Genomic DNA, 9,568 nt, shown 5'->3' on the forward strand with positions numbered 1-9,568 from the left:
GCCGGTTTTTGCAAGATGGATCAGCATGAAGCCGCCGCCGCCGATGCCGGACGACTGCGGTTCGACCACATTCAGCGCGAACTGCACCGCAGCCGCGGCATCGATGGCGTTGCCGCCCGCTGCAAGCATGCGCGCACCGGCCGCCGCCGCCGCCGGATGCGAGACCGCAACCACGCTGTCGGGCGAGGCGGCCAGCAGCGGCGGCGACAAAAGCGCGAGGAGAAGCCAGGATGCGTAACGGCGCATGTGGTTTTCGGGGTGGGCGACAGGCTGCAGCCTGCCTCGGCCTGCCCCACCCGTCAAGGCGTGGCGGCGGCTTTCCCTTCCCGGGCGAGCGAAAAATTATTTGCCGGTCTGCGATTGCAGGCAAAAGTGTTCAAGGGTGAATATGCGAGTGCCGCACCGCCGTGGCCTCTATCCCACCAGTAGGCCACACCGCTTCCGGCTCCTCAGGCACCACCTCCACGCCCCCATCCGCCAGAGGTCGCTGGCTATCGAGCAACCACAATAGCCATTACGCATAGGCGTAACCCAACGCCCACGCTTGGCTCATCTGCGCCCACAACTCCTTCGGAACACGCGAGTCCCCTTTTGCCTCTTCCATAGTCTTATGCATGGCCTGCGCTATGCGCTCAAGTACGCGTGCCGGCTGAGCAACACCACATATCCGGCGCCCAAAGTCCACCAGCTCCTCGGTAGTGGGGTAAGCCTTTGTCCGGTGTTTTCCTGAGAACAGCTTGAGCGCCAGCGTTCGGTCTTCAAGCAAGGGGCCACCGGGAGATTGGGTGTATTTGTAAATGCTCGTTGTCACCACATCGAACATGGGAGCCAGCCAAACGTGCGCAGGCGAGTGGTAGAGTAGACCGAAGTTCTTCAGGTGCGCGTCGCCATTTCGCACCATGATTGAAAACGCCACCTGCTCAAAAAACCGGTGCAAGTTGTCGCTGTGTAACTGGAACTGGCGCAGCAACTCTGCGATGCGCTGGTAGCTGCCGTGGTACTTGCGGTCGGACAAGATGTCGCGTACCCGCAGCCCGGCCAGAGCTGCGATGTCCTCAAAGCCCAAACGTTCGACCCGCCCATCGTCCTGAACGACCAAGTCGAATCGGTCGAGCACCAGCATCTGCCCATCGTCGGAGAGCGCGAACGACGGCACCTGGATACCAGCTTCGCGGGCGGCAGTCAGACAGAGGAATTCGTTGGCAGCCAGTCCGGGGTACGCAGCACTTGCTGCCTTCACGATGAGCGATGGAATTGGCACAGTTGGCCGGTCAGGCACCATAATTTTAGGTTGCATGCCGGCGATGCCCGCCCCTGTGCTTAGGTAGGCGGCCACCAAATCATCGAACACCTCCGGGGTGTACGTCGTACTCAGCAACTCGCGTTTGCTCAGTGTTCGGGGCAAAGGTGTTGCTGCCAGGTTGGGCAAGTTGTAGCCCAGGCGACCAATGCCATTGCGTCCGACCAGTGCCAACATGTGCATCGGTGTCATTGGCTGCTTCGGGAAGAGTTCCCGAATCCTCATGAACAAGTCGCCTTCGGGGAGGTTCTGGTCCATCGGGGGAAACAGGTCTCCGTCCTGCCACGTAAGCTGCTCGCGGGGGGACATGAGCAACGCCACCGTGGCTTGCTCGGGGTCAGGCTGAAGGTAGCGAAATTCGTATGTCGACGACCGAAGCAACTGCCCAGCATTCTCAGTGGCTCCGATGGAGACATTCAACAGCCGAATCTTTTCAGGGAGCATCGTCGTCCTCTTCCAAGAACCTGGCGGCGACTTCACTGGCGGATGGCAAGCCCGCGCGTTCGATGCGAAGCACCAACCCCAACGCCCCCATGACTGCCAACAACGACGACACTGTAGTGTCTTCCCCCGCCTCGAGCCGATAGACAACCTCGCGCACCTTGCCCGCTTTTTCAGCGAGCGCAGACTTACTTAAACCCAGCGCTTCGCGCCGCGCTCGCAGTTGGTGTCCCAATTCATCAGGTAATCGTATGATGTCAGTCATGGCTTGCATTTTAAACACAAATGAACAACAATGCAAGTTATAACTTACAACTAGCGTTGCGATTGCTAGGATTACCATATGGGTAAAAAATGCAAGAAAACGGCTGGAGGAGCGCTGAATAGCGCCAAGCCGAGGAGCTGGCGCAAGAAAAGGAAAGATTCGGCTTCGCCACTCAGATATACGGACGAACCTGTCTCATAAAACCGATTCAGGGTCCCGGCTTTCCTTTTCGATACCAAGTTGCCCGGCTCATTCCCAGTGCTAGCCACGGTTTCGCATTTTGTTGGGTATGCTCAGCCAGCCAGGTTTCCCGGGGCGCGGCTCCCGTGGACAACCGGACATCTCTCTTTCGTTGAACCTGGCGCTCGCGCTTGAGGTCGGGTGGAATGATGACGGTTAGCGGTTCATGCGCTGCGCGTCCTGCCTCGCCCCTTTGAGCGACGGCAGGCACTCGAGCGCGTAGGCCTGCAGGGCCAGGGCGAAATGGGTCCGCTGGGGCCCCATCCGGACCGGCTTGCCAGACTCGTTTATGGAGGCGCGCTGTTTCTCGGCGGCCTTGCTCGCCGCCGCTTCGGACTTGAAGCCCTTGAGATAGATATCCTGGCCCTTGGTGCGGACGCGAACGGCCCAGCCTCTGCCTTCTTTGTAGGGCTTAGCCATGACGCACCTCCAGCAAGTTCTGGACGGCGAGGGGAAATACAGAGGGGGTAAAACTGACGAGATAGGACGGGTGCTTCATCGTGGACTCCTTGAGAGCACACGTATAGCTACCTGCCGTTCAATCCGAGCAAAGCTCGCTGGATACCGCAATCAAGCGCATTGGAACGCAGCCTGGCGCACTGGACGCCGGGTGAATTTGACAGAAAAGTGTCAGAAATCGTCCCGGCGGGTGCGGCAAGCACTGCGTAAGTGCTTGATAGTAATTGGTGGCCAGGGGCGGAATCGAACCGTCGACACGCGGATTTTCAATCCGCTGCTCTACCAACTGAGCTACCTGGCCATGGTTTTGAAATGCTTTGGTTTTTGCATGCCTGCCGCAGGCAGCAAAGCGCGCAATTAAACCCTGAGTCGGGCCGCTAGTCAACACTCAGGCACAACCAACGGAGGTGTGGCGGCGTCGATCAGGCATGAGACAAATCTGCGGCGGCAGGTGAAGACGTTCGGCAGCGCGGTGTCGGGACAAGTAATATTGCAGCATGGCTTCCTCTCCTTACTTCGCCAACAGCCTGCTGCAAGCCACCCTCGAAACCCTGCGCACGCAGGCGCCTTTCTCCGCGATGGTGGAGCGGGACGTGGCGTGGCTGGTGGAACGACTGTCGGTTGTATATTTTCCGCAGGAGACGACGGTGCTTGAGGCCGGCGGCCCTCCTGCGGGCGCTCTTTTTATCGTCAAGCAGGGTGTGATCGAAGGCGAAGCGCCGGGGAGGGAAGGCGCACGCCTGCTGCAGCTGACCGGCGGCGAGATGTTTCCGCTCGGCGCTTTGTTGACCGGACGGGCGGCGGTGAATCACTATATCGCGGCAAGCGACACCTTCTGTTATCGCCTGGAGGCTGCCGATTTCCAGACCTTGCTCGGGCAAAGCCGGGCCTTCAGCGATTTTTGCACGCGCCGCATTGCCAGTTTGCTGGAACAATCGCAGCGGGCGGTGCAGTCCGAATATGCGCTGGCGCAGGACGATGAAAACCGTTTCACCCGTCCGGCGCGCAGCCTGGTCCGCCAGCCCCCGCTGTCTGTCCGGCCGGAGGCTCCGTTGGCCGAAGCCTTGTTGGCCATGGATGAGGCCAGGGCTGGATCGGTCGTGGTCAGCGATGCTGAAGCCAAGCCGGTCGGCATTCTGACCCTGAAGGATGTATTGAGGCGCGTGACGCTGGCCGGTGTTCCCATGAGCACACCCGTCGCCTCGGTGATGACCGCCAGCCCGGCCACGCTGGAAGGCGCGGCGCCGGTAGCGGATGCTTTGCTGCTGATGGCCCGGCGGGGCATCCACCATGTGCCGCTGGTGGAAGGCGGGCGGCTGATCGGGGTTATCTCGGAAAAGGACGTTTTCGCGTTGCGCCGCCTTTCCATGGAGGGCATCACCGGTGCCATCGCACGCACCGAGGATCCAGCCAGTCTGCCTGCGCTGGCGCAGGATATCGGCGCCTTCGCGCACAATCTGCTGGCGCAGGGCATGAATGCGGAAAACCTCACTGCCATTCTTTCCGGTCTGAACGACCGGCTGACGCAGCGGGTGATTGAACTGGAAAGCCGCGCGTCCAATCTGCCCGATGTGCCATGGTGCTGGCTGGCACTGGGGTCGGAAGGACGCATGGAACAGACGCTCGCCACCGATCAGGACAATGCGCTGATTTACGCAAACGCCACGGACAGCGAGCGGGCGAGCCTGCTGGCGTTTGCCGAACGGGTGAACCGGCGGCTGGCGGCATGCGGCTTCCCGCTCTGCAAGGGCGGGATCATGGCCGGCAATTCCAGGTGGTGCCAAAGCCTGGAGGAATGGCGGGCCACCTTCGCCAACTGGATTCACCGCAGCGATGCGCCAGCCTTGCTCCATGCCAGCGTCTTCTTCGATTTCCGGCCCCTGTATGGCGCAAATGAATTGAGCGACGCGCTGCGCGAATGGCTGAACGGCAGCATCAAGGACAACCGTCTGTTTCTCAAGCGCATGGCGGAAAACGCGCTCGCCAATCGCCCGCCGCTTGGGCTGGTGCGCGACTTTGTGGTGGCGTCGGGCGGCGCTCAGGCGCACACCCTGGATCTCAAAATCAACGGCATCACGCCGTTTGTCGATGCTGCCCGTATTTTTGCGCTGTACGCCGGCGTCGGCGAAACCGGCACGGCAGCGCGCCTGCGGGAAGCGGCGCGCGCCTGGAACATGGCGTCCGACGAGGTCGAGGCCTGGGTGGCGGCCTTCCACTTCATCCAGTTGCTGCGTATGCGCCAGCAGCATCTGGCGCAAACCCGGGGCGAGGAGGTCGGCAACCGGATCGATCCGGAGCAGCTCAACGCGCTTGACCGGCGCATCCTGAAGGAAGCTTTTCGCCAGGCGCGCAAGCTGCAGGCGGTCATGAGCGGCTACTTCGAATATTGATCCCCGGATGCTTGAGCGCAGCCGTTTCATATCTTCTTCTTTTTTTGCCGGAACTTTTACGATAAGGTGGCGTCGGCTGCCGCTCTGCCTGGATCGGAGTGCGGATCGATAAAAACGTAAACCAACCAAGGGAGGCTTCCCATGTCTAGTCCGCAACCGGATTGGGCCGCAATCGATCAGGATCCGCGGTTCCAGGCGCTGCACAAGAAGAAAACCACGTTCCTGTGGGGCCTGATGCTGTTCTCCATCGTGTATTACTTTCTGCTGCCGGTGGGCGCGGCCTACTTCCAGGATCTGTTCAAGATCAAGGTGTGGGGCCCAGTCAACGTCGGCATCCTGTTCGCGCTGTCCGAATTCATCGTGGCCTGGGCCATCGCCGGCATTTACGCCCAGCGCGCCAACAAGCAATACGACGCCATGGCCGCAGAAATCGTGCGCGACGCCAAAAACATCGGAGGAAGAAAATAATGGGACGCCAATCCCCCCTGTTCATGGGCGCTGCGGCGCTGCTCGCCTCCGGCCCCGCCTTTGCCGGCGCCGGCGCGGTGGCCGACGAGTTCAAGTGGATGACCTTCGCGGTGTTCGGCGCCATCATCGCCATCACCATGTACATCACCTTCTGGGCGGCCAAGCATACGCATACGACGTCGGAGTTCTATGCCGCCGGACGTTCGGTCACCGGCATCCAGAACGGCTGGGCGATTGCCGGCGATTACCTGTCTGCCGCCTCTTTCCTCGGGATTGCCGGCCTCATCTCGCTGTACGGCTATGACGGCTTCATGTACTCGGTCGGCTGGCTGGTGGCCTACATCACCGTATTGCTGGTGATTGCCGAGCCGTGCCGCAACATCGGCAAGTACACGCTCGGCGACATCCTGGCCTTCCGCAACCAGCCCAAGGCCTCGAAGACCGTGGCCGCGCTGTCCACCATCACCGTGTCCACCTTTTACCTGACCGCGCAGATGGTGGGCGGCGGCGTGCTGATCAAGACGCTGATCGGTATCGACTACCACATCTCGGTCATCGGCGTCGGCGTGCTGATGCTGTCTTACGTGGTGTTCGGCGGCATGAAGGCCACCACCTGGGTGCAGATCGTCAAGGCGGTGCTGCTGGTGACCGCGTCCATCCTGCTGGTGTTCATCACCTGGAGCCAATACGGCTTCAGCCTGCCCGGCTTCCTGCAGGCCGTGGTGGACGATCCCAAGGTGCAGACGCAAGTCGCCAAGCTGGTAGGCGATGCCGCTACCACCATGACGCCGCAGGAACTCGGCCAGCGCTTCCTTGAGCCCGGCCTGTTCCTGAAGAGCCCGATCGACCAGATCTCCCTGGGCATGGCCCTGGTACTGGGCACCGCCGGCATGCCGCACATCCTGATGCGTTTCTTCACCGTGCCGACCGCACAGGCCGCGCGCACGTCCGTGATCTGGGCGATGGCCATCATCGGCGGCTTCTACGTGTTGACCCTGTTCCTCGGCATGGGCGCCGCCATCAACGTCGGTCCCGCCACCATCGCCGGCATGGACAAGGGCGGCAACATGGCCGCGCCTTTGCTGGCCCAGTATGCCGGCGGCGGTGCAGACTCCGTGCTGGGCAACCTGTTCCTGGCCTTCGTCGCGGCCGTGGCGTTCGCCACCATCGTCGCGGTGGTGGCGGGCCTGGTGCTGGCGGCAGCCTCCGCGATGGCGCACGACCTCTATGTGGGCGTCATCAAGGGCGACCATGCCTCGCCGAAAGAGCAAGTGATCGCCGCCCGCGTGTCGTCCGTCATCGTCGGCATCATGGCCATCTACGTCGGCATTGCTGCCGAGGGCCAGAACGTGGCCCACCTGGTGGCGCTGGCCTTCGCCGTGGCGGCGTCGTCCAACCTGCCCGCGGTGTTCCTCACCCTGTACTGGAAGCGCGCCAACACCTACGGCATTGTCCTGGGCATGCTGGTGGGGGCCATTTCCGCCATCGCGCTGGTCATGATTTCGCCCAACATGACCTACCCCCAGGCGGTGGTAAAGGACGCCAGGAAGGTGCTGGAAGGCGAACCTGCCCAAGCGGCCAAACCGGCGGTCGCCGCGGTGTCGGCCAGCAGCTTCGCATGCGAACTGTTTGCGCTGGAAGGCTGCGTCAAGTCCGAGCCGGCCAAGCATGCGTCTCCTGAAAAACCCGCCAAACCGGGTGCGCCGGAGAGGCTGGCCAAGCTGCAGGAAACGCTGCCGACGCTGACCGATGCCAAGGAAATCGAAACGGCCCAGCAGGACATCGCCAAGCTGGAAAAGGACATCAAGAAGGCCGAGGGCGACCTGAAGAAAATGGAAGGTCAGACCACCAGCATGGTGGGCCTGGAGAAGCCGTACTTCCTGCTCAAGAACCCCGGCCTGATCTCCATCCCGCTGGGCTTCCTGATGGTCATCGTCGGTTCGCTGCTGTTCCGCGACAAGCGTGCGGAAGAGATGTGGGGCGAGCTCTACGTGCGCCAGAACACCGGCATCAACGCGGAGGGGGCCAGCGCCCACTGACGCGCGCCGCAACGCGCAATCAAGCCCCCGGGGTCGCAGCCGGGGGCTTTTTTATTTCGCTTTGGCAAGCCAGCGCGCCTGGCGGCACAAGCGGATGAGTTGCTTGAGGCGGGTGAGATTTTGCGTCCGCGCCAGCGGTAGCAGCGCCAGCCACAACTGGGCGGTCGCGTAGGCATCCGCCAGCGCACCGTGGCGCTGGTAAACGCTAATGTGGAAGTAGGCGAGCCAGTCGTCCAGTGGACGGTTGAAACCGGGCCCCTGCGGCGCCAGCAGCGGCGCCAGCACCGCCAGGTCGAGCCAGATGGCGCGGTCTTTCAGGCCCAGCCAGGTCTGGCTGGCGCGTGCCAGCGCCAGCTGATCGAAAGCGGCATGGTAAGCCAGGCGCGGCTGGCCGCCGGCGTAGTCGAGCCAGTCCAGCAAAGCCTGGGCCGGATCCAGTCCGTTGAGTTGCTGCCCGGTGGTGATGCCATGCACCAGGATGTTGGCGGTCGCGGTGGCCGCGGCCTGCCGCAATCGCACTTCGCATGTCGGCGCCATGGCAATGGCGCGATCGACGACCGTGACCGCACCGATGGCGAGCAGGGGATCGAGCCGCGGGTTGAGTCCGCCGGTTTCGACATCCACCACCACCCAGCGATCCTCCAGCGTCTGTTCCCTGACCGCGCTGTTGGCAAGCTGCTGCCGGCGAACGGCGAGCGCGGGCGGCAGGGCCGGGCGCGAGTGCTGGAAAGGCCAGATCACAACGGCACGTCCAGGTTCATCCGGTTCGACTGCGGACGGGATCGCGAATGATGCACGGGCAAGCAGACTCTCCTCGACAGGCTGACTCGATGATAGCGGAAGCGCGCCCATGAAAAAGCCCCGCCGAGGCGGGGCTTCTGCACGCATGGATGCGGGGGCTCGATTACATCATGCCGCCCATGCCGCCCATGCCGCCGCCCAGGCTGCCCATGTCGGCGCCGCCGATCTGGGAACCCTTGTCGTCGGGCAGGTCGGACACCATGCAGTCGGTGGTCAGCATCAGGCCGGCGATCGACGCGGCGTTCTGCAGCGCGGTGCGGGTGACCTTGGTGGGGTCGAGCACGCCCATCTTCACCATGTCGCCGTATTCGCCGTTGCCGGCGTTGTAGCCGAAGTTGCCCTTGCCTTCCAGCACCTTGTTGACGACGACCGAGGACTCCTCGCCGCAGTTCTTGACGATCTGGCGCAGCGGCTCTTCGATCGCGCGCAGCACGATCTTCACGCCGGCGTCCTGGTCGTGGTTGTCGCCCTTGACCGCGGCAGCCGCGGCCTTGGCGCGCAGCAGCGCCACGCCGCCGCCGGGGACGATGCCTTCTTCAACGGCGGCACGGGTGGCGTGCAGCGCGTCTTCGACGCGGGCCTTCTTTTCTTTCATTTCGACTTCGGTCGCAGCACCGACCTTGATCACCGCCACGCCGCCGGCCAGCTTGGCCTTGCGCTCCTGCAGCTTCTCCTTGTCGTAATCGCTGCTGACTTCATCGATCTGCTTGTTGATCTGGGCGATACGGTTCTTGATCGCGTCGGCATTGCCGGCGCCGTCGATGAGGGTGGTGTTTTCCTTGCCGATCTCGATGCGCTTGGCGCGGCCCAGATCCTCCAGGGCTGCTTTTTCCAGCGACAGGCCGACTTCCTCGGCGATCACGGTGCCGCCGGTGAGGATGGCCAGGTCTTCCAGCATCGCCTTGCGGCGGTCGCCGAAGCCCGGGGCCTTGACGGCGCAGGTCTTGAGGATGCCGCGGATGTTGTTCACCACCAGGGTGGCGAGCGCTTCGCCGTCGACGTCTTCGGCGACGATCATCAGCTGCTTGCCGGCCTTGGCAACCTGTTCCAGGATCGGCAGCAGGTCGCGGATGTTGGAGATCTTCTTGTCGTACAGCAGGATGAACGGATCTTCCATGATCGCCATCTGCTTGTCGGGATTGTTGATGAAGTAGGGCGACAGGTA

Annotated in this window: 9 protein-coding genes and 1 tRNA gene; 3 read left to right on the forward strand and 7 right to left on the reverse strand. The window is 62.6% G+C overall.

Going from position 1 to position 9,568, the window contains the following annotated elements:
* The 5 genes from Q0L94_RS13505 to Q0L94_RS13525 all read right to left on the reverse strand — a co-directional run.
* On the reverse strand, nucleotides 1-246 hold a 246-nt coding region (locus tag Q0L94_RS13505), incomplete at its 3' end, for a gamma-glutamyltransferase (RefSeq protein ID WP_296753995.1).
* A gap of 268 nt (nucleotides 247-514) precedes the next feature.
* A complete protein-coding gene (locus Q0L94_RS13510; RefSeq protein WP_296753997.1) occupies nucleotides 515-1,744 on the reverse strand; it encodes a type II toxin-antitoxin system HipA family toxin in 1,230 nt (409 codons plus the stop codon).
* A complete protein-coding gene (locus tag Q0L94_RS13515; RefSeq protein ID WP_296753998.1) occupies nucleotides 1,734-2,006 on the reverse strand; it encodes a helix-turn-helix domain-containing protein in 273 nt (90 codons plus the stop codon). Before Q0L94_RS13515 ends, Q0L94_RS13510 begins: the two co-directional genes overlap by 11 nt.
* A 396-nt stretch (nucleotides 2,007-2,402) precedes the next feature.
* Nucleotides 2,403-2,666: a hypothetical protein gene (locus Q0L94_RS13520; protein ID WP_296754000.1), complete on the reverse strand. Its 264-nt coding sequence runs from the start codon at nucleotides 2,664-2,666 to the stop codon at nucleotides 2,403-2,405.
* A gap of 264 nt (nucleotides 2,667-2,930) precedes the next feature.
* Nucleotides 2,931-3,006, reverse strand: a tRNA-Phe gene (locus Q0L94_RS13525).
* Nucleotides 3,007-3,202: 196 nt separating this feature from the next.
* On the opposite strand from Q0L94_RS13525, the gene Q0L94_RS13530 reads away from it, so the two are divergent.
* The 3 genes from Q0L94_RS13530 to Q0L94_RS13540 all read left to right on the forward strand — a co-directional run bounded on the left by Q0L94_RS13530 (nucleotide 3,203) and on the right by Q0L94_RS13540 (nucleotide 7,602).
* Nucleotides 3,203-5,095 (forward strand): DUF294 nucleotidyltransferase-like domain-containing protein, encoded by a 1,893-nt coding sequence (locus tag Q0L94_RS13530; RefSeq protein WP_296754002.1) that lies wholly within the window; start codon nucleotides 3,203-3,205, stop codon nucleotides 5,093-5,095.
* Nucleotides 5,096-5,236: 141 nt separating this feature from the next.
* The gene (locus Q0L94_RS13535; protein ID WP_296754004.1) at nucleotides 5,237-5,563 is read left to right on the forward strand and encodes a DUF485 domain-containing protein; all 327 of its coding nucleotides are present in this window, start codon (nucleotides 5,237-5,239) and stop codon (nucleotides 5,561-5,563) included.
* Complete coding sequence (locus Q0L94_RS13540; protein ID WP_296754006.1) at nucleotides 5,563-7,602, forward strand: cation acetate symporter; 2,040 nt, start codon at nucleotides 5,563-5,565, stop codon at nucleotides 7,600-7,602. The genes Q0L94_RS13535 and Q0L94_RS13540 overlap by 1 nt, the downstream gene beginning before the upstream one ends.
* A gap of 51 nt (nucleotides 7,603-7,653) precedes the next feature.
* Here the strand turns inward: Q0L94_RS13540 and Q0L94_RS13545 are convergent, their stop codons facing one another.
* Together Q0L94_RS13545 and groEL are read right to left on the reverse strand one after the other, a co-directional pair.
* A complete protein-coding gene (locus tag Q0L94_RS13545) occupies nucleotides 7,654-8,343 on the reverse strand; it encodes a 3'-5' exonuclease (RefSeq protein ID WP_296754009.1) in 690 nt (229 codons plus the stop codon).
* Nucleotides 8,344-8,506: 163 nt separating this feature from the next.
* A partial coding sequence (gene groEL, locus Q0L94_RS13550) for a chaperonin GroEL (protein ID WP_296754011.1) occupies nucleotides 8,507-9,568 on the reverse strand: 1,062 nt, incomplete at its 5' end.

Source organism: Thiobacillus sp. (genome assembly GCF_024708915.1).

Coding starts and splice junctions, on each gene's coding strand:
- Q0L94_RS13535 (WP_296754004.1), top strand. CDS start 5,237: ATGTCTAGTCCGCAACCGGATTGGGCCGCAATCGATCAGGATCCGCGG.
- Q0L94_RS13530 (WP_296754002.1), top strand. CDS start 3,203: ATGGCTTCCTCTCCTTACTTCGCCAACAGCCTGCTGCAAGCCACCCTC.
- Q0L94_RS13520 (WP_296754000.1), bottom strand. CDS start 2,666: ATGGCTAAGCCCTACAAAGAAGGCAGAGGCTGGGCCGTTCGCGTCCGC.
- Q0L94_RS13540 (WP_296754006.1), top strand. CDS start 5,563: ATGGGACGCCAATCCCCCCTGTTCATGGGCGCTGCGGCGCTGCTCGCC.
- Q0L94_RS13510 (WP_296753997.1), bottom strand. CDS start 1,744: ATGCTCCCTGAAAAGATTCGGCTGTTGAATGTCTCCATCGGAGCCACT.
- Q0L94_RS13515 (WP_296753998.1), bottom strand. CDS start 2,006: ATGACTGACATCATACGATTACCTGATGAATTGGGACACCAACTGCGA.